A 24,938-nucleotide genomic window follows, 5' to 3' on the forward strand; every position below is an offset into this window, starting at 1 on the left:
TTGTTTTAACCCCAGATTCCCGCAGATTTCTTAATTGGAACCTTTGTTAAAATCAGAATATCAACAAAGTCGATCAAAAAAGGAGAAACTTAAGATGTTAGAAACAAATATCGGAGAAATTAGAGCATTAGCTGAAAATTCAGACCCAATTATTGCCGATCCCCCAAACATCAAATTACTCACAGCGCCATTGCCAAATCCAGGCAGCGACCCCAACTTTTTTGACTTAACTTCCAATGACGACGCATTTCAATTAGCAAATGGAATTCTGCGGAATACTCCCGGAGGTTTGCGGGCTTTAGATGGTAACGATTTTGTCAGAGGTTCCGGTGGTGCGGAACTGATGAACGGTAACAGTGGCAGAGATACTTTAATCGGAGGTTGCGGCAGCGATACTATTCGCGGCGGCCAAGATTTGGACATTCTTTATGGAGAATGCGGCAGCGATTTTGTCAGCGGAGATCAAGGTGATGACTACGTTTATGGAGGCACGGCTAATGACTTTATTCGCGGTGGTAAAGGGAATGATGCTTTAGTAGGAGAGAGTGGAAATGATACTCTAATCGGTGATGCTGGAATTGATAGACTTTGGGGAAGTGAAGGCGCAGATATGTTTGTCCTCCGCACAGAAGTGGGAGCAACTTCGGGGGAGATTGGTTCGCTTCAACCATCTCCTAGTGGCAATTTTGATGTAGAGGAAGTGCCGGCAGATTTTATTCTCGATTACAATCCGGCTCAAGGTGATGTAATTGGATTGGCGGGAGGACTGACGCGAAATGATATTGTTTTGAGCGAAAGGTTTTTGACAATTGGTGATGCCAGAGATTACGATAGCAGCGGCCCTTTTCCTCCGGAACAGCCTCGAACTCTGGAGTTGAGATTGCTGGATACTAAGGCGACGGTGATTCGGGAAGCTAGCAGTGGCAATATCTTGGGTTTGGTGAAGGATGTTTCCCCGGATCAACTTCAGTTTATATCTGTATCGGATGGGACGATCGCTCTAGGATAATTACCAACTGCTGGGCAAGGCTAATCTGCATAGCACGGACGGGCGGAACGAAACGCCCATCCGACAACAACAAGGCTCTCAATCTTCGTTCCCAGGCAGAGCTTGGGTAGGCATATAAGCGAGGCTCTACCTCCCGATTCCTGACATAAATTCAACAATATTTAAGATTGCCAGAAATCCGCCACATCATATCCCATTTCGGTGAGCATTTGCCGCAGCAGAGGTAAGCTCAAACCAATCACATTTGTGTGACATCCTTCGATTTTTTCGACAAAAAGACCGCCTTTACCTTCGAGTGCAAAACAGCCTGCACAGGCGAGGGGCTCTCCGGTAGCGACGTAAGCCGCTATTTGGCGCGAGGTAACTTCCGCAAAATGAACTTTTGTAACTTGACAGCGAATGATCGATCGCGACCTGGCCTCACCAAAGTCATCGAATCTAGTATCAATTAAAGCATGACCCGTATACAGTTCGCCCACCTTACCGCGCATTTTCTGCCAGCGCGAGATTGCTTCTTCCGCATCCTTGGGTTTGCCGTGAATTTCGCCATCTATGAGCAAAATTGAATCGCATCCCAAAACCAAACAAGATTTGGGATTAGGGATTTGCGGGTGAGAATTAGCCAGTAAAAACTTAGCTACAGCCTCAGCTTTTCCCTCTGCTAAAACCTGCACTAAATTATTGGCATCCCTCATTTGTATTTGCGCTTCATCAAAGTCGCTGGGGCAAATCACAGCTTGAATGCCGGCATTTTCTAGCAGGCGACGGCGCGCTGGAGAAGCTGAAGCTAATACAAAAGTGGGAATTTTCATAAGTTAAGAAGTTCAGTTGACAGTTGACAGTTGACAGTTGACAGTTGACAGTTGTCAGTTGTCAGTTAACTGTGGTGAGGTTTCCAGCGAACAGTCAACAGTCAACAGCGAACAGTCAACAGTCAACAGTTAACAATGCCCCATGCCCCATGCCCAATTCCCAATTCCCTAATAAACAGAGAAAGATTTAACAACTTTCTCAAAAGCTTCTTTTACCTTGGGCCAGCGTTCTTCGGTAGTGGAAACGTTAAGAGTAAAAAGTTTGCCGCGGCTGACGGCTACACTCGCTAAGTTGTGGCGTTCTTGGTTGGGAAGCTTGACGGCATATTCTAAAATGTAATAGTTTTTCGATCGCGATTCGCGAGATTCAGCATTGACTAATTCAGCTTCGCGGCCCGAATCACTCGGGGCGATCGCACTTTTGCTGAGCTTGTATCCCACATCCGTCGGTGTTCCCAAATCAGCCAGAGTTTTGTCCTTCGGAACTGGGCTGATTACCACGCTGACGTTCTCAGTTTGCTGAATCAAATCGCGCAACACCACATCGGGCCCGTTAGAAACCGCGATCGGCAGCCAGCCGTTAGGATAGAGAAATTGATAGCCATCGCCAGTATCAACGTAGCTTTTGAGTCCGGTGACTTTAGACACACAACCGGTCAAAGTGAGGCTTAGAACCACCAGAAGTATTGCCGCAATTCGTTTGAGCATTCTTTTTACGAGTAGGGTAAAACAAAAATATTTAATTTTAATTGTCTCACCAAACCTTGCCCCTCAAAATAGTTAAGCTATGGATCGCTGTTTGTGTATCGCCAGCGATCCATAGCCATATAGTTTAATTGTTAACAAAATCATTACAGGTGAGTCAGCCAGCTAATCAGCCCGTGCTTGGTCGAAACTTCTAAAGCCAAGAGAGAAACAAAGCCAATCATGGCAAGGCGGCCGTTTAAGCGTTCGGCGTAGGGAGTGAAGCCGGTGCGGGGTTCGTCATCGACGTATACTTGCGGCTCGATCGCAAAATTGTTCATTTTGCCTTGATCGTCCAGCATTAAGCCTCTGTTACTCATCTTTTTTTTCCTAAATGGTTTTTAGTGTACTGTAAATAAATGTAACAGACTTGTGAAGATATGTAAAGGATTGTGAGAAATTTTTTTAAATACCTCGATCTGACACCAGTTTAAAAAAAAATGCAACTGTAGGCAAGCTCTAAACCCTTATAAAATCAGTCTTTCCCCAATCTAAAATCTAAAATCTAAAATCTAAAATGGTATGACTGTGGGTAGACTATGGGCCCCAGAGGGGGGAGGATAGAGTGAAGAGGCACGAAAGTCGATGGTGTGTGGCAAATCCAGTCTGGGTTTGACGAAAATTGTGGAACGGAGGAAAAATTTATGCGGGCCAGTCTGGAAATGCGGTGGTTTTATAGCGGTGCACTGCCAAAATCGCTCAATCAATGGTTTGGAAGCGAGAGTCTCGGCGCGTATCTTTCGCCTCCCGAAGAGCGGGAAGACATATATTTGCTAGTACCTAACTGCGACTACTTGGGAGTGAAGCTGCGTGGGAAAACCTTGGAGGTAAAGTGGCGTCAGGCAGAGTTAGGGACGATGCAGTTCGCCAATCGCTGGGAAGGCAAAGCCGAAAAGTGGCTGAAGTGGGTTTGTGCTGACACGATGGCGCCGATACCGGCGGATATTTTGGCGACAGGAAAGTGGGTGGCAGTCAAGAAAAAGCGAGCGCAGCGTCTTTATCAAGTTTCGGCCCCTGGTGCCCTGATATCTGTGCCTGTGGAAGCCCCAATTCCCCAAGGTTGCACCGTGGAACTTACTCAATTGAACATTAACGGCAGCGCGTGGTGGACTTTGGGATTTGAAGCGTTTGGCAGCGAAAGTTGTTTGACAGAAAGCCTGCAAACAGTAGCTAGTTGGACTAGCAAGAGTTATCAGGCGCAAAAGTTAAAAGCTGAGGATTCTTCTGCTTATCCGATTTGGCTGGCAAGCAAGTAATATCAAACCCGGCTTCAATAATACCTCCTGTATTTTTTAGTCGTCCTCTGCTGGGACGAGAGGGAAGTGTAAACGCGGTTTCAACCGCCGAGTCTGGCCGTCCGGGACGCCACTGGCATATATAGTAAGGTGCTCTACTACCGGAAATCTTCAATAATATTTCAATAACGGAGTCTGACGCACCTGAGATGTTGCACCATTTTCAATTAGGTTTTTTAGGGGCGGGCAGGATGCCCACCCCACAAGAAAACTCACTCTTTGTGGAACAGGCATCTTGCCTGTTCTTGAGAATGGTGCAAGATGCACCCTAAAAATCGATCGTCCTGTGACAGTTGGCTTTAGTCTTATCTGATCGAGGGGGTTTCTAACTATTCCCCCTCTCTCCCATTCTCCCCCTCTCTTCTTCTATCCACTTTCCCAGCAGTTCTCAGAATTTGACAAGCCAAAATCGCCGCCCCAAACCCATTATCAATATTCACCACACCCACACCAGCCGCACAAGAATTGAGCATAGTTAAAAGAGGAGCAATCCCGCCAAAACTCGCGCCGTAACCCACACTTGTCGGCACAGCAATCACCGGACAATCTGCCAAACCCGCAACCACACTCGCCAAAGCGCCTTCCATGCCCGCAACCGCAATCAACACATCAGCATCGGCAATAACGTGCCGGTTGCTCAGCAAGCGGTGAATGCCGGCAACTCCGACATCCCACAAACGTCGCACCTGAAAACCGCAAAGTTCCGCAGTAATTGCCGCCTCTTCCGCTACAGCCAAATCCGCCGTTCCCGCACTGATAATAGTCACAGTACCCGGATGCTGCGGAGTTGGGGAATTAGGAGAAATTGCACAAATTCGAGCTTTTTGGTAGTAGCACAAATCGGGTATTTTTTGTTGCAATTGCTGGAAAACTTCCGGTTCGATTCGTGTCGCCATCACCGCAGAATTTCGCCCGCGCATCGCCTCGATAATATCAACAATTTGGTCGGGCGTTTTCCCCGGGCCCCAAATTACTTCAGGAAAACCCGTTCTTAAAGTACGGTGGTGGTCAATTTTGGCAAAATCGCCGACTTGTTCAAAGTCAAAATGCTTTAATTTATCCAAAGCGGCGATCGGGCTAATATCGCCGGCAGCCACTGATTCGAGTAAGTTCTGTAAAATTTTAGGTTCCATTAATTAATGACTGACTAATGACTAATAACTGCTGACTATTCTGTTATTTTCAACTCGTACAAATTCCAGAAAGCACCGCCGAGGGCACTGTAGCGAATTCCCGAAACGCGATCGCGCACCGCCTCAAAAGTCAGCGGATTCACCATATAGATAAACGGCACTTGTTCTGCTATAATCCGCTGCGTCTCCCCATAAATTTCCTTGCGCTTGGTCTCATCAAGCTCCTGGGAAGCTTTCACGTAAAGGTCATCGATTTTCTGCTCCCAGTCGTCAACTTTCCAACCCTTAATCGGCGGTTCTCCGGCTTGCGGGCCCTGGTTGAAACTGTGCAGCGTGCCGTTAACAGACCAAATATTGTAGCCGCTGTGCGGTTCAGTACCTCCCGTAAAACCGCCGAGGTAAGTATCCCAATTGCGCGTCAACCGCAGCTTTTCCACATAAGTGTTAAAACTCAGGAACTGCGTATCAATTTGCATCCCCAGTTTGCCCAAGTCTTGCTTAATTTGCGTTGCCATTTGTTCCCGCACTTTTTTACCTGAAGGCACCAACAAAGTAAATCGCACTTTGTTGCCTTCAGCATCCAACAATTCGCCGTTACTATTATACTTAAAACCAGCACTTAACAGTAACTCTTTCGCTTTTTGCCGATCGTAACTGTAAGTTTTCAATCCCTCTGCTGGGGACAGGTAGAACGGACTTTGCGCCGGAATTGGGGAATGTAGCGGCGCGCCCAGTCCGCGATAGATATTGTTAGTCATGGCGGATCGGTTGATGCCGTAGGCGATCGCCTGCCGAAATTCCTTAGTCGCGAACCACCGAGACTTAATTGGGTCTACAAACGGCTGATTTTGAGCATTGCGCCCCTTATTCAGATTGAAACACATAAACACGCTGCCAGTATCCGGGCCGCCGTTGAAGACCGTATATTTGCCGCGTTTCTCCTCCCGTTTCAGCAGCGGAAAAACTTCCGGCTGCACGTCCAGAGTATCCAAATCGCCCGATCGAAAATTCAGCAGTTGATTGTCAGTATTTTCGATAATTTGCCAAACAATTTGCTGGATGTAAGGTTGAGAATTTCCCTCAGCATTTTTGCGCCAATAATACGGATTTCGTTCCAAAACAACGCGCTGATTAGGAGTATAACTCAGCATTCGGTACTGACCGTTGCCGACAATTTTTTTAGGGTCAGTATTCGTGCCCCAAGTAGTCAGGAATTGAGGATTGCCGTCTGCATCTGTATTTTCGACAGATTCCTGTAAAATATGAGTTGGTAAAATTGGGATTCCCCCAGCATATCTAATAAATGGAGCAAAGGGTTCTGCAACGGAAAATTCAACGCGGCGGCTGTCAATTTTTTTAACTTTTGGGAATTGGCGACTGCTGCCAACCCTCAGATTATCTTTCAAACCGCTAGGAATTTTGTCATTGAAATAAATCTTTTCATAGCTGAAGATAATGTCATCCGTAGTCATCGGTTCGCCGTCCGACCATTTCAAACCCTCTCGCAGGGTGAAGACAATCTTTTTGCCATCTTTGGAAACTTCCCAAGATTCAGCTAAACCGGGTTCTAAATCTGATGTTAACCCATTTTGGTTAATTAGTCCATCGTAAGTATAGCCAAAAATGTCGTAGGCCGACTGATTTAGCGGGTAGTTAAAGGTAGCCGGGCCGCTGGGGGTGGGAACGATGAGTCTGTTTACTAAGTTCGATCGGGCTGGAGTGCACGCAGACAAAGTTATCGTGGCAATTGCCGCCAGTAAAATCGCCAGCCAGCGCAGTCTTGAATGTATGATCATAGAAATTTTCATAATTTTTTAGTTTACCACCTGCGTGCAACTATGACTGAGATTGTAACCAACCAATAAAGTCTTCAGTGCGCGAAAAATACTTGGTTATCCCTACTTCCCGCAAAGCATCTCGAACTTTGGCCAGACCAAATTCTTTTGTATTATTACTCAAAAATACCTTGACTTCATTAGGATGTAAGTGTGCGTGACTCAAAATGCAGTGTAGAATCAAATTGTCTGTCGGGTCTTCTTCAATAAAAATTGAATTCAAACTTGCTTGAAGTGTGCCTGCTGTTAAGGGAATCATTTCTATCTTTGTGGCTAACAAATCAAGAGCTGCAAAAAGACGCGCATTAATATCATTTATCAGAGCCTCATTTTCATTGAGTGATTGCTCTAAGTGGAAGACAAGAGACTGGGCAGAGGGTGAAGTTTTATCTCGCTTTAGCTGACTAATTTGTTTTTCCATTTCACCTAAAAAACGGTTGCGTCGCTTGATTTCGTCTTCTAAAGCCGAAAGTGATTCCATGCAGCAAATACTTGGTATGGCTATGCTGACTGATGTCGGTACACTCACCAACAAGTTGTTAGCGTCAGGGTCGCGTCCCGTAGCAATGCTCATCAGAAAGTTAGTCTCGATATATAAAATTGCCACCAATTTCTACCCCAGATTTTGTCGTCCCACCTGCTAGCAGTGGTAGCAAGCCGATTTTTGCTATCTGTTCTGATGCGGTTGGAATTTCAGACTTCCAATTATAAGCTAAGTCGCGCAGCCATGCTTCAACCAGTCTAGTTAGGTATCGCTTAAATATCCGTTTGTTGCCAAATTCAGGCTCATAATGGCAAAGTATTTCACCAGTGTTTAGAGAACAAACAGGTCCAGATAACTTTACTCCGTCCCATTTGAAAATCAGAATTTGTTCGGTGTCAACAAACATAGCATAGGGAATTATGGTGCGTTGCTTGGATATCTTTGCTAACACAGCTTTCATCCAAGATATCCTGTAATCAGCAATCCTCTGCTTTGGTGCTGTTTCTTGAGCTTGAATAATTTTGACTTCGATTAGCACGACAACCCGATCGTCCTTATCTAGAGCAATGATATCAACCTCAATCGGTGTGGTGATTTCCAAGTTTTCGGCGAGCATAGATTTGACTCCTAAATGGGTTGAAAATCCTTAGAATCTGACAACTATTTTAGCCCTAACAAAACTACAGCATAGGCTGCAATTCCTTCTTCTCTCCCCACAGGCCCTAATTTTTCGTTTGTAGTAGCTTTGATGCCGATTTGGTCGGGTTTTAATTGTAGGACAGCAGAAAGCCGATCGCGCATTTGCTCAATATGCGGTTTCAGCTTTGGACGTTCTGCCACCACCACCGAATCAATATTGCCGATTTCCCAGCCTTTATCTAATATTAACTGATTCACTTGTGCCAGCAGTACGAGACTATCAGCACCTTTCCATTTCGGGTCAGTTGGCGGGAAATACAGCCCGATATCTCCTAAGCTGAGAGCTCCGAGCATGGCATCCATGATAGCGTGGGTAAGTACGTCGGCGTCGCTGTGTCCTAATAAGCCTAATTCGTGGGGAATGTGCACGCCGCCGAGGATGAGGGGGCGTTCTGGAACTAAGCAGTGAATGTCGTAGCCGTTGCCGATGCGGATGTTCATGTAAAATTGAGGTTTTGGAAGTATAGCAAAAAACAATTATTTCATATTTGCGGGGAGATAGGTGAAAAAGTATGGTCATGATTTACGGACTGTGTGGGAATTGTGACCAAGACATACAGATGTTGGTTGGTCAGTCTCTCTTTGCAAAAAACTTGTTTGGCATCTATCTTATAGCTGCTCTCATTGTGGGGAGGCAATCGAGTTAGATGATACTCATACTATACCTGACGAAATAAGAGAAGAGATTCTAGCAAAAGAAGGGACTTGGAACTTGATTGTATTGGAAAAAGAACAACGTGCAACAGTTGTAACAACAATTCTGCGTGAGGCTATGTCGTTGTCCTTACCTGAAGCTATAAAGCTAAAAAAGAAGAGACCTGGTTCTGTTTTTATCCGAACTAAATCTGAGACTGCTCGACTAAAACAGCTTTTAGCTGCTGAAGGTTTGAAAGCTTCAATCAGCAGAAGTGTTACAACAATCGCCGTTGCCGCTAAAATTGGGCTATGAGTTTGCCCGATAAATCATATGGGATAACTTCTCCTTTCTCCCTTCTCCTATTCTCCCCTGTCCTCCAACCACCGATCGTACAAATCCAGCCGGCGCGATCGAGTTCTTTCAATTTGCTGTTGCTTGCGCCAGCGAGCAATTTCTGCGTGATTACCAGACAGCAACACGTCGGGCACCTTCAATCCCCGAAAATCCGCCGGTCGAGTGTACTGCGGATAATCCAAAAGTCCGTCTTCAAAACTCTCAAACTTTAGGGAATCTTCCTTCGCCACCGTTCCCCGGAGCAATCGCAAAACCCCATTAATCAAAGCCAAAGCCGGAATTTCGCCCCCCGTGAGTACAAAATCCCCCAAAGACACCTCGCGAGTTACCAAATGCAAGACTCGATCGTCCACACCCTCATAATGACCGCAAATCAACACCAACTGATCGCGATCGGCCGCCAACTCCCGAAACATCCCCTGCTGCATCGGTTCCCCCTGGGGAGTCAGCAAAATCACCTCCCGCCGCGGCAAAACCGGCAGCGACTCCACCGCAGCAAAAATCGGTTCCGGTTTCATCAGCATCCCCACTCCGCCCCCGTAAGGCTCGTCATCGACTCGCTGGTGCTTGTCTGTGGTAAAATCGCGGGGATTGACAAAATTCACCTCAGCAATCTTTTTAGCTAAGGCTTTGCCCATCAGTCCCGACTCTAGGGGAGCCCGGAAAAATTCTGGAAATAAGGTAACTACGTCAAAGCGCACAATTATTGGAATTTTATTGATACATCATCTCTAGTTTGACCCTTAGGGGGAGTTCAGTTTTCAGTAATTGCTTTATTCTTTATAATTTCTTATAATTTCTGAAAATTTTTGCAAGTTGAATTCTCTTCCTTTGTCGGCGGGCCCGTTTTGTACAACAATAAATCAGTTTTTCATGACAGCGACTGCAAGCAAACTCGCCGCCAAACAATTGCGGGATAGCGCGATCGGCGATCGCACCTCACTCGCACCAACAAAAATTTATTCTTAAAAAGCCCTATTGTACGCACAGCAACGGCAAAATTGAATTTCACATCCAACAGAGGAAGACACACCATGCAGCAGTTGACATCTCAAGCCCTCGAACACAATATTCCCCAGCGCACAAAAACCTCGATTATGGTCATCGGGGGAGCCGAAGACAAAGTTCACGGGCGAGAGATTCTGAACACCTTTTTTTGCCGTGCTGGGGGTGCAAATGCTCGGCTGGCGATCATTCCGTGTGCTTCGCGAGATCCCGAAGGAATTAGCAACCGTTACCGCACCATATTTGACGAAATGGGCGTTAGTGCCGTCAAAGTAGTGGACATCCGCGAACGCGAACAAGCCGAAAACCCCGTCTGGAAAGATTACTTAGAAGATTGTACGGGCGTATTCATCACAGGCGGCGACCAACTGAGGCTCTGCGGGCTGCTGGCGGACACCCCGCTGATGGAGAAAATTCGCAAAGAAACTCTCGAAGGCAAAATTACCCTCGCCGGTACGAGCGCGGGTGCTGCGGTGATGGGATATCACATGATTGCAGGCGGCGGGAGTGGGGCGTCACCGAACCGATCTTTAGTAGACATGGCAAACGGACTTAACATTATTCCTGAGCTCATCGTAGACCAGCATTTTCACAACCGCAACCGGATGGCTCGCTTGCTGTCGGCTGTGGCTTGCCACCCCGATCGCATCGCTATTGGTATTGACGAAGACACCTGCGCCTTGTTTGAGGGAGACGATACTATGAAAGTTCTCGGTAAAGGCACTGTGACTATTGTTGATTCTAGGGAAAATTTTTATACCAATGAGTCTCTGGTAGGAGCGACAGAACCCTTAAGTCTGTTCAATATGCGCTTGCACGTTCTGTGTCACGGAGATTGCTACAATATGCCCCTAGGCAAACCAATGCCATCGGGAGCCTGTTCCGAGTCTGGCTGGCCCCCCGAATGCCGCACAGCCAACTAACGCAGAACATCTCTTGTCATTGATTCGGCAGAAATTAGGCGGCATTCCGGCCGAATCATGGATACAACAATAGAATAGATTCCGAAGCAGCCACGGGCTGACGCCAGGAGGCAGAATCACAGAAAATTCTAACTTCGGGCTTTGAGTTTTTGCTAGCCATGGATCTGTACTTGTTTTTAGCTGCTCGCAGGGGCATGAATTTTCAATTGGGTAGCCCATAACTGGAAATTCACTCCCAAACTGTTCGCAGCGAACAGTCGAGCGAGCAATCTAGATCGAAATTGAATAAATGCTCCAATTATCTATAAGATTTCGCGCCCCATACCCCTCTAACTACCATGAAAATACTTAAAATCCAGACCTTACGCGGCCCCAACTACTGGAGCATCCGACGCCACAAACTCGTCCTGATGCGTTTGGATTTAGAGGAGTGGGCAGATAAAACCACATCTGAAATTCCTGGCTTCTACGAAGGGTTGATCGCCGCACTTCCGAGTTTGAACGACCATCACTGTTCTCCAGGCCATCAGGGAGGATTCCTGCAACGGGTCAGAGAAGGCACAATGTTGGGACACGTAATCGAACACGTCGCCCTAGAACTTCAGGAGATGGCAGGAATGCCGGTCGGGTTCGGTCGTACCCGCGAGACTGCGACCCCAGGCATTTACCAAGTAGTAATTGAGTATCAAAACGAACAAGCAGGTCGCTATGCCGCCCGGGCGGGCGTGCGGATGTGCCAGAGCATTGCCACTACTGGTTCTTATCCAGCAGCAGAATTAATCCAAGATTTGAGAGACCTTAGAGAATTTGCTGCGTCGGCGGCCCTGGGGCCGAGTACGGAAACACTGATCAAGGAAGCAGAAGCTCGCGGCATTCCTTGGATGCCTTTGAACGCCCGGTTTATGATTCAACTCGGCTATGGGGTTCACCAAAAGCGGATTCAGGCAACTCTGAGCAACCGCACGGGAGTTTTGGGGGTAGAACTTGCCTGCGACAAGGAAGGTACCAAAAATATCCTCGCCAGCGCCGGTGTGCCGGTTCCAAGAGGGACGGTGATTAATTATTTGGATGAACTGCACGGGGCGATCGAAGATGTCGGCGGTTATCCGATCGTCCTCAAACCCCTAGACGGCAACCACGGCCGCGGCATTACGATCGACATCAATTCCTGGGAAGCAGCAGAAGAAGCTTACGACTTAGCCAGCGCGGCATCAAAAACAAAAAGCGTGATAGTCGAGCGCTATTACGTCGGCCGCGACCACAGAGTATTGGTAGTCAACGGGCAAGTCGTAGCAGTCGCAGAACGAGTCCCCGCTAACGTCGTGGGTAACGGCAAGTTTACAGTAGAACAGCTTATTGAAGAAGTAAACCGCGACCCGCAGCGAGGAGACGGACACGACAACGTGCTCACTCGGATCACGATCGACAAATTGTGCCTGGATTTGCTGCAAAAACAAGGATACGCGATGGACTCCGTAGTGCCGGCCGGCGAAAGAGTATTTTTGCGGGCGACAGCAAACTTGAGTACCGGTGGCATTGCAGTCGATCGCACCGACGAAATCCACCCGGAAAACGTCTGGCTCTTTTCCAGAGTCGCCAAAATTATCGGTTTGGACATCGCCGGCATTGACGTAGTAACTCCCGACATCTCCCAACCCCTGCGCGATGTCAACGGCGTCATCGTCGAAGTCAACGCAGCACCGGGTTTCAGAATGCACGTCGCCCCGAGTCAAGGTTTACCCCGCAACGTCGCCGGCGCCGTCTTCGATATGCTTTTCCCCTCGCCTCAACCCAGCCGGGTGCCGATTTTAGCGGTAACGGGAACCAACGGCAAAACTACAACCACTCGCCTGCTTGCCCACATTGTCAAGCAGACTGGTCAGATTACTGGCTACACGACAACCGATGGCACTTACATCGGCGATTATTTGGTAGAAACCGGAGACAATACCGGGCCGCAGAGTGCTCAATTGATTTTGTCTGACCCGACGGTGGAAGTAGCGGTGCTGGAAACTGCCAGAGGCGGAATTTTGCGATCGGGCCTCGGCTTCGATCAGTGCGATGTCGGCGTCGTCTTAAACGTCGCGGCCGATCACTTGGGAATTGGCGACATCGACACCGTGGAACAACTTGCCAAACTCAAGAGCGTCCTCGTCGAGGCGGTAATGCCCAAAGGCTATGCAGTTTTAAATGCAGACGACCCGCTAGTATCACGCATGGCGCAGCGTGTCAAGGCTCAAATTGCATATTTTTCGATGAACCCGGACAACGAACTGGTTGCCAAACATACCGCTGCGGGCGGGCTGGCAGCGATTTACGAAAATGGGTATTTGTCGATCTTGAAAGGTGATTGGACGCTGAGAATCGAGCAGGCTGTGAACGTGCCGCTGACGATGGGCGGGCGCGCGCCGTTTATGATTGCTAATGCTTTAGCAGCTTGTTTGGCGGCCTTTGCCCAAGGATTGAAAATAGAAGATATTCGATCGGCTTTGTCAAGCTTCCAAGCATCGGTGGGTCAAACTCCAGGACGGATGAATTTGTTTAAATTGGGCAGCTATCACGCTTTGCTCGACTACGCCCACAACCCCCACAGCTACAAAGCTTTGGGCAGTTTCGTGCTGAATTGGCCGGGACAGCGGATCGGGGTAGTCGGCGCCCCTGGAGACCGGCGAGATGAAGATTTTGTCACGCTGGGCAAACTTTCGGCCGAGATGTTCGATCGCATTATTGTCAAGGAAGATATTGACAGGCGCGGGCGAGAACCCGGTGTGGTGGCACAGTTAATTTGCCAGGGAATTGCAGAGGCGATTTCTGCAGGAACCGCAAAGAAATCTCAAGTTGAATACGAGTTGATTCTCGACGAAACAACCGCCGTTAACAAGGCTTTAGATGAGGCGCCTGCCGGCAGTTTGGTAGTGATTTTACCTGAAAGTGTCAACAAAGCTTTAACTTTAATTGAGACCCGGAAACCGATTAAGGAATCTGTGGAAGTTCAAAATGGTTTAGATCGATCGAAGTCACAGGAAAGTTTAAAACCGACTGTGGTGAATCAAGGCTAAACTATTAAGTCTCATTTAATTGATAGGTTGGGTTTACTTGTGTTAAACCCAACCTATTTTTTTTAATTAATACTATTTATTATTTTTTGTGCATTACATTCAACAAATCCTAGAAAGAGCGATCGACTTACTGACCAAATAGCTGATTGCGTTCAATCATTGTCATGCACTAGCCTGTTTTTAGCTCTGAAAAAAGATACAATATTTTTGAGATGGGTGGCGATCGCTCTCATGCCCGATCGCTCTCTCGATCGCCAATTCAAACCGCTCGAAGTATAGAATCAGGAAAAAGCAAGCAGGATTGAAGCATGAATGAAGCCGATCGCACGCGTGTCGAAACATTCATCACGCGCTGGGCAGGTTCTAGCGGTAACGAACGGGCAAACTACCAGTTGTTTTTTGCCGAAATGTGCGATGCGCTGGGAGTCGATCGCCCTTTTGATAAAGGCAGGATTCCCAACGATCCCTACTGCTTTGATAAAGATGTCAAAATTTTTCACCCCAGCGGCAAAGTGACTCCGGGGTTTATTGACTTTTACAAAGCCGAGCATTTTTTGATAGAGGCCAAACAGGGCGGAACAACGAGCAACAAAGGAACGGCAAAGCGGGGGACAAATACCTATTTGCGGGAGATGGAAAAAGCGTTTGTGCAGGCGATCGCCTATACACGCAGTCTCAGCAGCAAACCGCCGTTTTTGTTAACTTGCGATATTGGCGATCATTTTGAATTATGGATGGGGTTTACCGGCGATTATGGCGGCTATGGGGCGCGGCGAGAAATCGCGCTCATGGAGTTGCGGAAAGCCGATGTTTTCGATTTGTTTGTCGATATTTTTAGCAATCCGCAGCAGCGCAATCCAGAGAAGATTGCAGCGCGGGTGACGCGGGAAGTGGCGGCGGATTTGGCAGAGTTGGCGAAGCGGATGGAGGCGAATGTCGATCCGCAGCAAGTCGCCCAGTTTTTGATGCGCTGTATTTTCACCATGTTTGCTGAGGATGTGGGATTACTCAAAGAACATTTGTTTACGCAGGCGCTGGAAACGCGGTGGATTCTCAATCCGAAGACTTTTAAGCCGGAAGTAGAGGCGCTGTGGGAGGCGATGAATGAGGGGACGAGTTTTGGCTTTCATGGCAAACTGTTGCGGTTTAATGGCGGATTGTTTGCCGAGTCGCAGGCGTTTGCTTTGACAAAGGCGCAGTTGGAGGTGTTGTTGCAGGCGGCGAAGCGGGATTGGTGCAATGTGGAACCGGCGATTTTTGGGACGTTGTTGGAAAGGGCGCTGGATTCTAGGGAACGGAGTAAGTTGGGGGCGCATTATACGCCGCGATCGTATGTGGAACGGTTGGTAAAACCCGTGGTGATGGAACCTTTGGGCGATCGCTGGATTGCGGTACAAGCGGAGGTTAAACAGTTGCTCAACGCGGGAGAATCGGAACCGACTGTAAATCAAAGGAAAAAGGCACAATCAGTTTTAGAGGCATTTCTGACGGAGTTACAACAGGTGAAGATTCTCGATCCGGCCTGCGGATCGGGTAATTTTCTGTATGTGACGTTGGATTTGTTGAAGGGGTTGGAATCGGAGGTGTTGCGGCGCTTGGAAGATGTCACCGGATCGGCGCAGTTGCGGTTAGATATCGCACAAGTTAATCCGAGTCAGTTTTTGGGAATTGAGATCAATCCTAGGGCGGCGGCGATCGCGGATTTGGTGATTTGGATTGGCTATTTGCAGTGGCATTTTCGGCGGTTTGGCGATATTCCGCCGATCGAACCGGTGTTGCGGGAGTACAACAATATTGAATGCCGGGATGCGGTGTTGGCGTATGACCGGAGGGAACCGGATGTGGATGCGACGGGGAAGGTGAGAACTCGCTGGGGCGGACGGATGATGAAGAGTCCGGTGACGGGGGAGGATATTCCCGATCCGACGGACGAAGTAACAATTTATCGGTATTTGAATCCGAGGGCGGCAGAGTGGCAGGAAGCGGATTATATTGTGTCGAATCCGCCGTTTATTGGGAATGCGAGAATGCGAGAAATGTTGGGGGATGGGTATGCAGAAACGTTGAGAGAAGTCTATAAAGATGTGCCCGATACTGTTGATTTTGTGATGTATTGGTGGCACAAGGCAGCAGAACTAACTAGAGCGAGCAAAATAAAACGCTTTGGGTTTATTACCACAAACAGTATTCGCCAAACTCGGCAGCGGAAAGTTCTGGAGTTTCATTTTACGCAAAAGAATCCAACCCGATTAATTTTTGCTATTCCCGATCACCCTTGGATTGATGGAGGGGCAGCAGTCAGAATTGCAATTACAGCAGGTGAATTAGATGACCTCAAAAAGCCTGTAAGGATTGCCGAATTTGGTACAGTAGTTGCTGAGTGTGAAGGAGATACACCGGAAGACTCAGCAGAGCAAGTTGAAGTGCAGTTGCAGAATGTAGGGCTAATTTTTAGTAACCTTCAAGCTGGTTCTGATTTAACTCAATCTCAACCACTCCTGGCTAATGATAGGCTCTCCAGTCGCGGTGTTATGCTATTTAGTTCTGGGTTTATTGTCGATCAATCTGACTTGGATGAGATTGAGTCTGAGGTTCTTTTCCCATACATCAATGGACGAGACTTTATGCAACGTTCTCGCAATGTGCGCGTCATTGATTTATTTGGCTTAAAAGCTGATAAAGCTCAAGAACTATATCCAAAAGCATTCCAATGGGTGTTGGATAAAGTTAAACCTGAACGAGATACTAACCGTGATAAGAGCCTCCGAGAAAACTGGTGGATATTTGGTCGTCCAAGAACTGAACTTCGACCAGCGCTAAAGGGACTACAGCGTTACACGGCTACAGTAGAGACAGCAAAGCATAGAGTATTTCTATTCCTTTGCGCTGACGTAATACCGGACAACAAATTGATTGCGATCGCTCTTGATGATGCTTATTTTCTAGGTGTTTTGTCTAGCCGAATTCATGTAACTTGGGCGCTGGCAACGGGCGGATGGCTTGGTATAGGGAACGATCCAGTATATGTAAAGACAAAATGTTTCGACCCCTTCCCCTTCCCCGACGCCACGGAAACCCCAAAACAAACCATCCGGGAACTCGGAGAACGCCTCGACAGCCACCGCAAACGAGTCCAAGCCACTCACCCGGAAGTCACCATCACCGGGATGTACAACCTCCTCGAAAAACTCCGCCAAGGCGAACCCCTCGACGACAAAGACAAAGCCTTCAACCAAAAAGCCCTAGTCTCCACCCTCAAACAAATCCACGACGAACTCGATGCCGCCGTATTTGCCGCCTATGGTTGGGAACCAACCCTCACCGACGACCAAATCCTGGAAAACCTCGTCACCCTCAACGCCCAACGCGCCGAAGAAGAACGCAACGGACACATTCGCTGGCTGCGCCCCGACTACCAAGCCCCAGGCGAAACCTACATCCAACCATCCCTTGCAGGCATCACCACCGAAACCGAAACCGCCATTACTCCCACGGAACAACAACCTTTCCCCAAAACCCTGAAAGAGCAACTTTCCGCCATCCGCGACTTATTTCGCACCCAAAGCGGCGAATGGACAGCCGCCCAAGTTACCGCCCATTTCAAAGGCGCCAATCGCAAACAAAAAGTCATTCTCGACTGTTTAGAAAGTCTGGAAGATTTGGGGATTTTGCTCAGTCACGCGGAAAATGGCATGACATTCTGGCATCTAGCAGAAGTTGGAAATGCCACATAAGCTTGGCTTGGCAATTGTTAGCAAAAAGATTAAAATAAATTATAAAGTTACTCCCAAAAAGTTTCCATGCCTCCCGAAGAAATCCTCCTACAATACTGGCGCGAACTTGCCCCCGCCGATCGCGCAAAAGTCCTTCAGTTTACCCAAGCTCTAGCGCTCAAATCTTCACCTGAATTTACCCCCAAAACACAACTCGGTCAAACCCTGTGGAAACTTCGCCAACGGGCAATCGCCAACGGTATGAAACTCCTCAATGAAGTTGAGTTAGAGCAAGAAATTGCCGATCGTCGAGGTGGCTACGGTGTCTAGTAAACTAACTTATCTGGATTCAGGTGTTCTAATTAGTGCATTTCGGGGCGAGCCTTCCATCAGCATTAGTGCCGCTCAAATCTTAGACGATGACACCCGACAATTTGCCACCAGTGGGTTCGTTCAACTAGAAACTCTGCCCAAAGCACTTTATAACAGACAACTCGAAGAAGCAGAATTCTACGAAGCCTTCTTCAGTTCAGTAACGGTTTGGGCAACCGATTTAGAAAACATTTTGAAAAATGGCGATCGCATTGCTCGTACTTATTGATTAGCCGCAATGGATGCACTGCACATTGCGGCCGCACTCTCCGTTTATGCTGAAGAGTTTATTACAACTGAAAAACTAACGAAGCCCATGCACCGAGTCACAGAGCTGCTAGTCATCTCCATTGCGATCGAGTAATCCCTTACAATGACGGGATTTGCTGTAAATTAGTTACTTGAGGAGATCCCATTAGCGATCAAAAAATTCCCGTTTTAGGGAAAATAAGCCGAGGCATATTGAACAACGATCGTTATTTATCATAGCTTTTTGACACTCTCCGGGCTAAAGCCACAGAGATTCTTTGATCTACGAGTCAATTTGCTGAGACAGGATTTCTCCAGCCAAAGTAGAGATTGATTCTCCCAAAGCGTTACTTGCATCAAGTGCAAAGGTTCCGGTATGCCCTACCGTACCCAATCCTCGACTTAGGATGTTTTTGGCTGCATTGAAATCTCTCTCCAAGGTACACCCGCACTTGCAGACGTGCGTTCTTGTGGACAGCGTTTTCTTAACAACTTCTCCGCAGTTAGAGCATTCTTGGCTGGTATATTGCGGATTTACCGCAACCGTTACCCGCTCAAATACTTTTCCCAAATATTCAAGCCAGATGCGGAACTGATACCAAGATGCGTCGTTAATAGACTTAGCTAAGCAATGATTTTGTACCATATTCTTGATTCTCAAATCTTCGTAGGCTATCAAGTCGCTTGACTGAACTACGCACCGTGCAAGTTTTATTGCATGATCTTTGCGTTGTCTACTTATTTTGAAATGCTGCTTACCTAAAATCTGTCTAGCTTTGCCTCTATTTTTGGAACCTTTAGTTTTTCTGGATACGCGACGCTGACAACGCTTGAGAACTTTTTCACCTTTTCTCAGGAATCTAGGATTTTCCACCGTAACTCCGTTTGAATCGGTGTAATATTCTTTTAACCCAACGTCTAGTCCGATGGTATTGCCAGAGGGTTCCGTGTTTTCCTTTCTATCGACATCGATACAGAATTGGACGTATACACCGTCTGCACGTTTTACTAATCGAACCCGTTTAATTTGGTTGATTTGGTAGAAGTGCAGATCGCGTGTACCTTTTAGCTTGAGCTTGCCAATTCCTTTTTTGTCGCTAAAGTTAATCGATTTCCTGTCGTCGGCAAGTTTCCAGCCAGTCGATTTATACTCGACAGAACGACAGTCTTTTTGGAATTTTGGATACCCTTTTTTGCCTGGAGTTCCTTTTTTACAGTTGTCGTAGAATCGGGAGATAGCAGACCAAGCACGTTCGGCGCTAGCTTGCCTAGCTTGCGAATTGAGTTCATCAGCAAACGGAAACGATGCTGCCAATACCGCACAGTATTTGTTCAAATCGTACTTGTTCACTTTTTTGTTGTCGATCCAATAGCGTAAACAACTATTGCGAACAAACTGGGCAGTGCGAATTGCTTCGTCTACTGCCGTGAACTGGCTTGATTTTCCGTAAGCTTTGAACTCGAAGACTAGCATTGTTTTACCTCCCACCTTATGCTACATCATCTGGCACAAAGTAAGAGGTGGTACAACAAAAATTTACATAAAAGTCGTCCTAGAAGGACGGGGTTTTAAACCCAGTTTTTTGATAAACAAGAATCGTATTTTACCTCTTAACAACCGCCCACTGAGTCACCGGTGCAAGCGGTTTCCAACCCTGAAAAGAACCGATCGCCCCTACTCGCTGAATCCCAATTCTAATTAGTTCCCCACCATAACGATCGTGCCATTGCAAAACTTTAAACTCGCTCTCAACTGTCACCGCATTAACAACTAATCGGCCGCCTTCACCTAAAGCATTCCAGCAAGTTTCCAGCACAGCTTCTGCGGTGACACCGCCGCCGATGAAAATAGCATTCGGTTGAGGCAAATTTGTCAGGGCTTCCGGCGCTTCTCCCGGAACGATTTCGAGTTCGGGAACGCCGAAAGTCGAGGCATTTTCAGCGATGTATTGCAATCGAGTCGGATCGCGTTCGATCGCGATCGCCCTGCACCGAGGATGACTCCGCATCCATTCGATCCCGATCGATCCGCAGCCCGCACCCACATCCCAAAGCAACTCTCCGGGAATCGGTGCTAACGTTGATAGAGTAACGGCTCGAACCTCCCGCTTGGTAAGTTGTCCGTCGTGGCGATAAGCAGCATCCGGCAAACCGGAGGTACGAGGGAAAATCACAGTTTCGCGATCGGCTGCAACTGCGATTGCGATCGTGTTCAAATCCGCCAAATCCGATTCATTCCAGGCTGCTGCTACCCGCTCGATCCGCCGTTCCGATTCCGATCCCATCCGCTCGAACACGGTCATCAAACTGCTGCCAAACCCCCGCTGTGTTAACATTGCCGCCACAAGACCAGGGGTGTGCCTGTCCGCACTCAAAACCAGCAGGCGCGCGCCGGGGGACAAAGCAAGGGCGATCGATGCGATCGGGCGATTTGTCAAACTGAAAGTCTCAACTTGGGCCAGCGGCCAACCCAAACGGGCGCAAGCAAGACTAAAAGCCGATACAGCCGGAATCACAGTCATTTCCGAAATGGGAATTTGGCGCGACAGCGTGACGCCGATGCCGTGACACATCGGATCACCGCTTGCTAGCACGCACACAGACTGTCCCCGGCGACGGAGGATGTCGTCAACAGTTGCTTGCAAAGGCGATGCCCAAACCCATTTTTCGCGGGTGTCGTCGGTTGGTAGCATTGCTAGGTGACGGGCGCCACCAACAACGATTTGAGATCGAGAGAGGAGGGTAGAGGCGATCGGGCCGAGTCCCGAAAGTCCATCTTCGCCAATCCCCACCACCGAAAGCCATTTGTGCATTGCGCCCTTACTGCTAATTACTACTTATCGATTCTAAAGAATAATATCGGATTTCCATTCATAATTCTTTCTTCTACTTGGCTCATTCCGAGTCTTTCTGCGACTTTTTGCGACTCAATGTTTGGGCGATCGCAGCTTGCGACAACATACTCAAAGCCAAGTTCATTAAAACCATACTCCAATATTTTGGTTGCAGCTTCACTAGCGTAGCCTTTTTTAGTGGCTGTTGGCAGCAATGCGTAAACTAACTGGGGCTGTTCTTCTTCAAAAAAATACCACAAACCCACAAATCCAATGACTTCTTGCTCGGTGTTTGTCTCGATCGACCAAAGACCGAATTTCTTTTCTGAAAAAAGCTTTTGATTCTCGGCAAGCATTTCTTCTACTTGTTGCAGCGACCAGATTTCGCCGTCACACAGATATCTCCTGACATAGGAATCAGTGAAAATTCTGTGGAGCGTGTTGAGGTCGCTATCCAAAATCTGTTTCAAAACCAATCTCTGAGTTTTAAGTATCATGTCGGTTATTTTTTTAGGATAACTTACCTGGTAGTAGTGCATAGTAATGGTTAAGACCGTAGGGAGGCATTGTAATGATGGACAAAGTACCAAACCGCACCGATGTGATTGCTTAATTTTTTGGAGAACGACAAGGTTTTACGAACCAATCGCCCAACTCGCTGACGCAGGGTGTTGTTGAAGCGCTCTTGGGTAACTGGTTTTTCCGGTTTCTTTGCCAACGGCTCGATGCCGCTTTCTTGGTAGCACCTGCTCATAAGCTTCCCAAAAATCGGTGTAGCAGATAGCACACTGGCGATAAACTGCCGGTAATGATTGCCAAAGCCCTTTGGCTGCTTGACGAGAACGATCGCCGATGAATACCCCCACGATCTCACGGCTGTCTGCATCAATGGCTAACCAGATCCATTGTTTGTTATCTTTGGAACCAACGAATGACCACATCTCGTCTAACTGAATCGTCAGCCGGCCTGGTTTTTTTTAGTGATTTCCAGTCTCTTGGAGGTCTGATAAAATTTCTGGTTGACGTACATTTGTAACCAGCGCTCAGATACACCCGTTACTCGTGCAATGGCTGCCAGAGAACAGCGTTCGAGTAACAGTTTATCAATCAACTTACGAGTTGCTTCATCTATGGGCCCTCGAGTAGCATTTTCCACAAACTGCCGTCCACAAGCAAGACAGCGAAATCGGGGTTTACCGTAGTGGGTGTGTCCGTATTTGATGATTTGGGTTGATTGGCACTTAGGACAATTCATCGACTTGACTGAAATTTTTCAGGGTTCTGACCTCAAGTGTACCATTACTATGCACTACTACCACTTACCTATAATATTCGATGTTTTTGTGCATCTATTATATTACCCTTTGCTGACCGTAATGTTAGACTTAGCGATTCAACTTTACAATACCTATTGCATAAAATTTTGATATGTCAACCGCATATTTAATGCAGATGCAACACAAATTAACGCCGATATTTTTAATAAAAGTGAGTGAATAAATGCTATTTTATCTGCTATGAAATCACAAATTTATTTCGAGATACTTTAGCGCAGTATTCCCAGTGTGAAAAAATAATAGCATTTTATTTATCTCTGTGCCACTTTTCTCGGTGGCATACAAAGCTAGAGCGCTCGGCGCACTGGTTCATAAAGTTATAGATACAAAAAAAATCAATATTAAATATGAATAACAAACAGAAGGAATTTATCGGGTTCGGCTGCGTAACTGCGATCGTCCTGTTATTCGGATTCATAGGTATTACGGTATGGGAGTTGAGAGAATTTCTAGGTATATATAATCCCCCTTGCCTTAACTACAATTCTTGGGAAGTAGAGCCTTTAATTGTGGGTCAAACGACTAAGCTAAAAATCGGGAGTACCGACGCCGCTTCAGGGTGTATTCCAGGAGATTCTACGCAGTCCGAGAAACAGTGGGTGTGGTCGTCCGATTATGAAGAAGTCGTCAAAGTTTCCCCAGATGGAACTGTGACGGGTATTGCCCCGGGAAAGTTTGCCGTGTTTGCCAAAAAAGGTGGAGAAACACTCTCTATGTCCGGTATTGTTTACCCGCCTGATTGGACACTTCGGATTCTACCAGAAGTTGCAACCGTGCGCGTGGGCGATCGTATTACCTTTAAAATAATTCTCTCCGATTCAAAGGGGAGATTGCTTCCCCCAGTGACTTATTTCCGATTTTCGACTCCCTACTATCAGCAACCGATACCTGGTGCATCCAGCAAATCTCCCAATCCGGAGCCGTTGCTCGCTCAAACGCAATCAGCGGGCACATTTCAAGCGCTGCGACCTGGAACTGTTACTATTACTGGGGGAATGGGCGATCGCACTAGCGAAGCCAAATTAACTATTAAATAAAAAACAAAAATCCTTCCATTCCTAGGAATCTCCGGCAGCGAATCATTTGAACTGTTGCTGCTTATCCGCTGCTGATACAGCAGTTTCCGATGTTATGAGGTACAATTAAGAATTAAGGTGAAAAGCATCTAATAGTGAAAGCTAATGAAATCCTATTCCCTAGATCTCCGCTCAAAAATAGTGGCAGCGCACTTGACAGAAAAAATGTCAATAAGAAAAGTAGCCACCCGGTTTGGCGTTACTAAAAGTCTAGTTCAAAAACTGGTTAAGCAACAACAAGCCTCGGGAAGCTTACTTCCCAAACAGAGGGGGAAACCCCGATTCAGCCATTTGACTGATGCAGAAACAGAAGTCAGAGCATTAGTCGCCGGCCATCCCGATGCTACTTGAGACGAATTGTGTGAATTATGGGGACAGCAGACCGGAAAATGGGTGAGTCGGACAGCCCTGTGTCGATATTTACAAAAATTAGGACTCAATCGTAAAAAAAAACCTGGTACAGTAGCCAAGCCGGAACAGAAAGAGTGCAAAAATTAAGAGTTGAGTTTTGGGAGAAAATCAGAGAGTTCGAGGCTAAGAACCTAGTATTTTTAGACGAAACAGGGATTATGCTGGGTTTGGCCAGAAGTCATGCCCGTTCTCCGTTGGGGACAAGAGTAAGAGGAATCAAACCCTTTTATCGAGGAGCAAAAGTCACAGTCATTGGCGCAATTAGTCTGACGAAAGTCCTGGCAGTAATGACCCTGAATGACTCAATGGACAGTTCAGCCTTTACTGTATTTATTGAGAAGTTTTTATGCCCTCAATTGTGGCCCGGAGCGGTAGTAGTAATGGATAACTTACCCGCCCATAAACTCAGCTCAATCGAGTCAATGATTGAAAGCGTAGGTGCAAGGGTTATTTGTTTATCCCCTTACTCTCCAGATTTTAATCCGATTGAAATGTGGTGGTCGCAGCTTAAATCTTTTTTGCGAGTTTTTTCTCCCAAAACCCCAGAGATGATTGATAGGATCATAGCAGTTGCCTTAAATTTGATGAATCCTCACCATTTAAAACATTGGTTCACTCATTGCTGCTACTGTACCTCATAGCATCGGAAAGTGCTGTATATGCCTTAGCTTATGTGCAAGTATGCTTAGACCCTGCGAGCGTCCCGCACAGAAAAGTTTATATATCTCGCTTCGTACTCTCACAGCCAACACTCCTCTAAAACCCAAATTGGGATGCTCCCCATGCTACCGGACTAGATATCACAATAAAGTCTCTAAAAAAAAATTTCCCCAAACAAAAAGCGCCCCTATTTCTAGGAGCGCTTTTTGTTAATCTCAGACTAAAACTTAGCCGTTGATAGAAGGAGCAACCATTGCTACGGGAGTTGTAACACCTGCAGCCAAGTCGAGCGGGAAG

23 protein-coding genes and 3 pseudogenes are annotated in these 24,938 nt (G+C 47.2%); 12 read left to right on the top strand and 14 right to left on the bottom strand.

Going from position 1 to position 24,938, the window contains the following annotated elements:
• Window positions 1-94 precede the first annotated feature (94 nt).
• A complete protein-coding gene (locus QUA62_RS14125) occupies window positions 95-1,009 on the top strand; it encodes a calcium-binding protein (RefSeq protein ID WP_333404791.1) in 915 nt (304 codons plus the stop codon).
• Window positions 1,010-1,170: 161 nt separating this feature from the next.
• Here QUA62_RS14125 and QUA62_RS14130 read toward each other — a convergent pair whose 3' ends face one another.
• The 3 genes from QUA62_RS14130 to QUA62_RS14140 form a co-directional block, all read right to left on the bottom strand.
• Entirely contained in the window at window positions 1,171-1,821 is a 651-nt protein-coding gene (locus QUA62_RS14130) for a nucleoside triphosphate pyrophosphatase (protein ID WP_333404793.1), read from the bottom strand.
• Window positions 1,822-1,989: 168 nt separating this feature from the next.
• On the bottom strand, window positions 1,990-2,529 hold the full coding sequence (gene psbP, locus QUA62_RS14135; protein WP_190735456.1) for a photosystem II reaction center PsbP: 540 nt from the start codon (window positions 2,527-2,529) through the stop codon (window positions 1,990-1,992).
• A 143-nt stretch (window positions 2,530-2,672) separates the two neighbouring features.
• Window positions 2,673-2,885, bottom strand: coding sequence for a high light inducible protein (locus QUA62_RS14140; protein ID WP_190659021.1), 213 nt, complete (start codon window positions 2,883-2,885; stop codon window positions 2,673-2,675).
• Window positions 2,886-3,155: 270 nt separating this feature from the next.
• On the opposite strand from QUA62_RS14140, the gene QUA62_RS14145 reads away from it, so the two are divergent.
• A complete protein-coding gene (locus QUA62_RS14145) occupies window positions 3,156-3,821 on the top strand; it encodes a hypothetical protein (RefSeq protein ID WP_333404794.1) in 666 nt (221 codons plus the stop codon).
• A 368-nt stretch (window positions 3,822-4,189) separates the two neighbouring features.
• On the opposite strand, the gene larB is transcribed toward QUA62_RS14145, so the two are convergent.
• From larB to ispF, 5 genes are read right to left on the bottom strand one after another with little or no spacing between them, the layout of a single operon-like run.
• The gene (gene larB, locus QUA62_RS14150; protein WP_333404796.1) at window positions 4,190-4,993 is read right to left on the bottom strand and encodes a nickel pincer cofactor biosynthesis protein LarB; all 804 of its coding nucleotides are present in this window, start codon (window positions 4,991-4,993) and stop codon (window positions 4,190-4,192) included.
• Between the two features lie 35 nt (window positions 4,994-5,028).
• On the bottom strand, window positions 5,029-6,789 hold the full coding sequence (locus tag QUA62_RS14155; RefSeq protein ID WP_333404798.1) for an ABC transporter substrate-binding protein: 1,761 nt from the start codon (window positions 6,787-6,789) through the stop codon (window positions 5,029-5,031).
• 40 nt (window positions 6,790-6,829) lie between these two features.
• Window positions 6,830-7,435, bottom strand: a complete 606-nt coding sequence (locus tag QUA62_RS14160; protein ID WP_333404800.1) for a PIN domain-containing protein — start codon at window positions 7,433-7,435, stop codon at window positions 6,830-6,832.
• Window positions 7,410-7,928, bottom strand: coding sequence for a hypothetical protein (locus QUA62_RS14165; protein ID WP_333404802.1), 519 nt, complete (start codon window positions 7,926-7,928; stop codon window positions 7,410-7,412). Before QUA62_RS14165 ends, QUA62_RS14160 begins: the two co-directional genes overlap by 26 nt.
• A 44-nt stretch (window positions 7,929-7,972) precedes the next feature.
• Window positions 7,973-8,452, bottom strand: coding sequence for a 2-C-methyl-D-erythritol 2,4-cyclodiphosphate synthase (gene ispF / locus QUA62_RS14170; RefSeq protein ID WP_333404804.1), 480 nt, complete (start codon window positions 8,450-8,452; stop codon window positions 7,973-7,975).
• A 280-nt stretch (window positions 8,453-8,732) separates the two neighbouring features.
• Between ispF and QUA62_RS14175 the strand changes: the two genes are divergently transcribed.
• Window positions 8,733-8,960, top strand: a complete 228-nt coding sequence (locus QUA62_RS14175; protein ID WP_333404806.1) for a hypothetical protein — start codon at window positions 8,733-8,735, stop codon at window positions 8,958-8,960.
• A 47-nt stretch (window positions 8,961-9,007) separates the two neighbouring features.
• Here the strand turns inward: QUA62_RS14175 and trmD are convergent, their stop codons facing one another.
• Window positions 9,008-9,703 carry a tRNA (guanosine(37)-N1)-methyltransferase TrmD gene (gene trmD, locus QUA62_RS14180; protein WP_333286710.1) on the bottom strand — a complete coding sequence of 232 codons (696 nt, stop codon included), beginning with the start codon at window positions 9,701-9,703 and terminating at the stop codon, window positions 9,008-9,010.
• Window positions 9,704-10,036: 333 nt separating this feature from the next.
• Between trmD and QUA62_RS14185 the strand changes: the two genes are divergently transcribed.
• The 6 genes from QUA62_RS14185 to QUA62_RS14210 all read left to right on the top strand — a co-directional run bounded on the left by QUA62_RS14185 (window position 10,037) and on the right by QUA62_RS14210 (window position 18,438).
• Window positions 10,037-10,930, top strand: a complete 894-nt coding sequence (locus tag QUA62_RS14185; protein ID WP_006635870.1) for a cyanophycinase — start codon at window positions 10,037-10,039, stop codon at window positions 10,928-10,930.
• 338 nt (window positions 10,931-11,268) lie between these two features.
• Window positions 11,269-13,989: a cyanophycin synthetase gene (gene cphA / locus QUA62_RS14190; RefSeq protein WP_333404808.1), complete on the top strand. Its 2,721-nt coding sequence runs from the start codon at window positions 11,269-11,271 to the stop codon at window positions 13,987-13,989.
• Window positions 13,990-14,297: 308 nt separating this feature from the next.
• Window positions 14,298-17,723: a DNA methyltransferase gene (locus QUA62_RS14195; RefSeq protein WP_333404810.1), complete on the top strand. Its 3,426-nt coding sequence runs from the start codon at window positions 14,298-14,300 to the stop codon at window positions 17,721-17,723.
• 66 nt (window positions 17,724-17,789) lie between these two features.
• Window positions 17,790-18,032 (top strand): hypothetical protein, encoded by a 243-nt coding sequence (locus QUA62_RS14200; protein WP_333404812.1) that lies wholly within the window; start codon window positions 17,790-17,792, stop codon window positions 18,030-18,032.
• Entirely contained in the window at window positions 18,025-18,303 is a 279-nt protein-coding gene (locus QUA62_RS14205) for a hypothetical protein (RefSeq protein ID WP_333404814.1), read from the top strand. The genes QUA62_RS14200 and QUA62_RS14205 overlap by 8 nt, the downstream gene beginning before the upstream one ends.
• A gap of 9 nt (window positions 18,304-18,312) precedes the next feature.
• Window positions 18,313-18,438, top strand: coding sequence for a hypothetical protein (locus QUA62_RS14210; RefSeq protein ID WP_333404816.1), 126 nt, complete (start codon window positions 18,313-18,315; stop codon window positions 18,436-18,438).
• 168 nt (window positions 18,439-18,606) lie between these two features.
• Here the strand turns inward: QUA62_RS14210 and QUA62_RS14215 are convergent, their stop codons facing one another.
• From QUA62_RS14215 to QUA62_RS14230, 4 genes and pseudogenes are all read right to left on the bottom strand, one after another.
• The gene (locus QUA62_RS14215) at window positions 18,607-19,797 is read right to left on the bottom strand and encodes a transposase (RefSeq protein WP_333404818.1); all 1,191 of its coding nucleotides are present in this window, start codon (window positions 19,795-19,797) and stop codon (window positions 18,607-18,609) included.
• A 130-nt stretch (window positions 19,798-19,927) separates the two neighbouring features.
• Window positions 19,928-21,136 carry a precorrin-6y C5,15-methyltransferase (decarboxylating) subunit CbiE gene (cbiE, locus tag QUA62_RS14220; RefSeq protein ID WP_333404820.1) on the bottom strand — a complete coding sequence of 403 codons (1,209 nt, stop codon included), beginning with the start codon at window positions 21,134-21,136 and terminating at the stop codon, window positions 19,928-19,930.
• A gap of 20 nt (window positions 21,137-21,156) precedes the next feature.
• Window positions 21,157-21,654 carry a GNAT family N-acetyltransferase gene (locus tag QUA62_RS14225; protein ID WP_333404822.1) on the bottom strand — a complete coding sequence of 166 codons (498 nt, stop codon included), beginning with the start codon at window positions 21,652-21,654 and terminating at the stop codon, window positions 21,157-21,159.
• Between the two features lie 50 nt (window positions 21,655-21,704).
• Window positions 21,705-22,412 (bottom strand): annotated as a pseudogene (locus tag QUA62_RS14230) (IS1 family transposase).
• Between the two features lie 429 nt (window positions 22,413-22,841).
• Between QUA62_RS14230 and QUA62_RS14235 the strand changes: the two are divergent.
• The 3 genes and pseudogenes from QUA62_RS14235 to QUA62_RS14245 form a co-directional block, all read left to right on the top strand.
• Window positions 22,842-23,531: an Ig-like domain-containing protein gene (locus QUA62_RS14235; protein ID WP_333404824.1), complete on the top strand. Its 690-nt coding sequence runs from the start codon at window positions 22,842-22,844 to the stop codon at window positions 23,529-23,531.
• A gap of 204 nt (window positions 23,532-23,735) precedes the next feature.
• Entirely contained in the window at window positions 23,736-23,921 is a 186-nt protein-coding gene (locus tag QUA62_RS14240; protein WP_333404825.1) for a hypothetical protein, read from the top strand.
• 116 nt (window positions 23,922-24,037) lie between these two features.
• Window positions 24,038-24,622: pseudogene (locus QUA62_RS14245) on the top strand (IS630 family transposase); the annotation flags it as partial.
• A gap of 246 nt (window positions 24,623-24,868) precedes the next feature.
• On the opposite strand, the pseudogene QUA62_RS14250 reads toward QUA62_RS14245, so the two are convergent.
• Window positions 24,869-24,938, bottom strand: a pseudogene (locus QUA62_RS14250) (photosystem II protein D1); the annotation flags it as partial.

The sequence above is a fragment of the Microcoleus sp. MON1_C1 genome, assembly GCF_036701945.1.
Classification (GTDB): domain Bacteria; phylum Cyanobacteriota; class Cyanobacteriia; order Cyanobacteriales; family Microcoleaceae; genus Microcoleus.

Excerpts from the sequence above, each read along its gene's own strand:
- QUA62_RS14240 (WP_333404825.1), top strand. The coding sequence starts at position 23,736 with ATGTCAATAAGAAAAGTAGCCACCCGGTTTGGCGTTACTAAAAGTCTA.
- QUA62_RS14210 (WP_333404816.1), top strand. The coding sequence starts at position 18,313 with ATGGATGCACTGCACATTGCGGCCGCACTCTCCGTTTATGCTGAAGAG.
- QUA62_RS14155 (WP_333404798.1), bottom strand. The coding sequence starts at position 6,789 with ATGATCATACATTCAAGACTGCGCTGGCTGGCGATTTTACTGGCGGCA.
- QUA62_RS14215 (WP_333404818.1), bottom strand. The coding sequence starts at position 19,797 with ATGCTAGTCTTCGAGTTCAAAGCTTACGGAAAATCAAGCCAGTTCACG.
- QUA62_RS14225 (WP_333404822.1), bottom strand. The coding sequence starts at position 21,654 with ATGATACTTAAAACTCAGAGATTGGTTTTGAAACAGATTTTGGATAGC.
- larB (WP_333404796.1), bottom strand. The coding sequence starts at position 4,993 with ATGGAACCTAAAATTTTACAGAACTTACTCGAATCAGTGGCTGCCGGC.
- QUA62_RS14125 (WP_333404791.1), top strand. The coding sequence starts at position 95 with ATGTTAGAAACAAATATCGGAGAAATTAGAGCATTAGCTGAAAATTCA.
- cbiE (WP_333404820.1), bottom strand. The coding sequence starts at position 21,136 with ATGCACAAATGGCTTTCGGTGGTGGGGATTGGCGAAGATGGACTTTCG.
- QUA62_RS14185 (WP_006635870.1), top strand. The coding sequence starts at position 10,037 with ATGCAGCAGTTGACATCTCAAGCCCTCGAACACAATATTCCCCAGCGC.
- QUA62_RS14195 (WP_333404810.1), top strand. The coding sequence starts at position 14,298 with ATGAATGAAGCCGATCGCACGCGTGTCGAAACATTCATCACGCGCTGG.
- QUA62_RS14200 (WP_333404812.1), top strand. The coding sequence starts at position 17,790 with ATGCCTCCCGAAGAAATCCTCCTACAATACTGGCGCGAACTTGCCCCC.
- QUA62_RS14130 (WP_333404793.1), bottom strand. The coding sequence starts at position 1,821 with ATGAAAATTCCCACTTTTGTATTAGCTTCAGCTTCTCCAGCGCGCCGT.
- QUA62_RS14140 (WP_190659021.1), bottom strand. The coding sequence starts at position 2,885 with ATGAGTAACAGAGGCTTAATGCTGGACGATCAAGGCAAAATGAACAAT.
- QUA62_RS14165 (WP_333404802.1), bottom strand. The coding sequence starts at position 7,928 with ATGCTCGCCGAAAACTTGGAAATCACCACACCGATTGAGGTTGATATC.
- ispF (WP_333404804.1), bottom strand. The coding sequence starts at position 8,452 with ATGAACATCCGCATCGGCAACGGCTACGACATTCACTGCTTAGTTCCA.
- QUA62_RS14235 (WP_333404824.1), top strand. The coding sequence starts at position 22,842 with ATGAATAACAAACAGAAGGAATTTATCGGGTTCGGCTGCGTAACTGCG.
- cphA (WP_333404808.1), top strand. The coding sequence starts at position 11,269 with ATGAAAATACTTAAAATCCAGACCTTACGCGGCCCCAACTACTGGAGC.
- psbP (WP_190735456.1), bottom strand. The coding sequence starts at position 2,529 with ATGCTCAAACGAATTGCGGCAATACTTCTGGTGGTTCTAAGCCTCACT.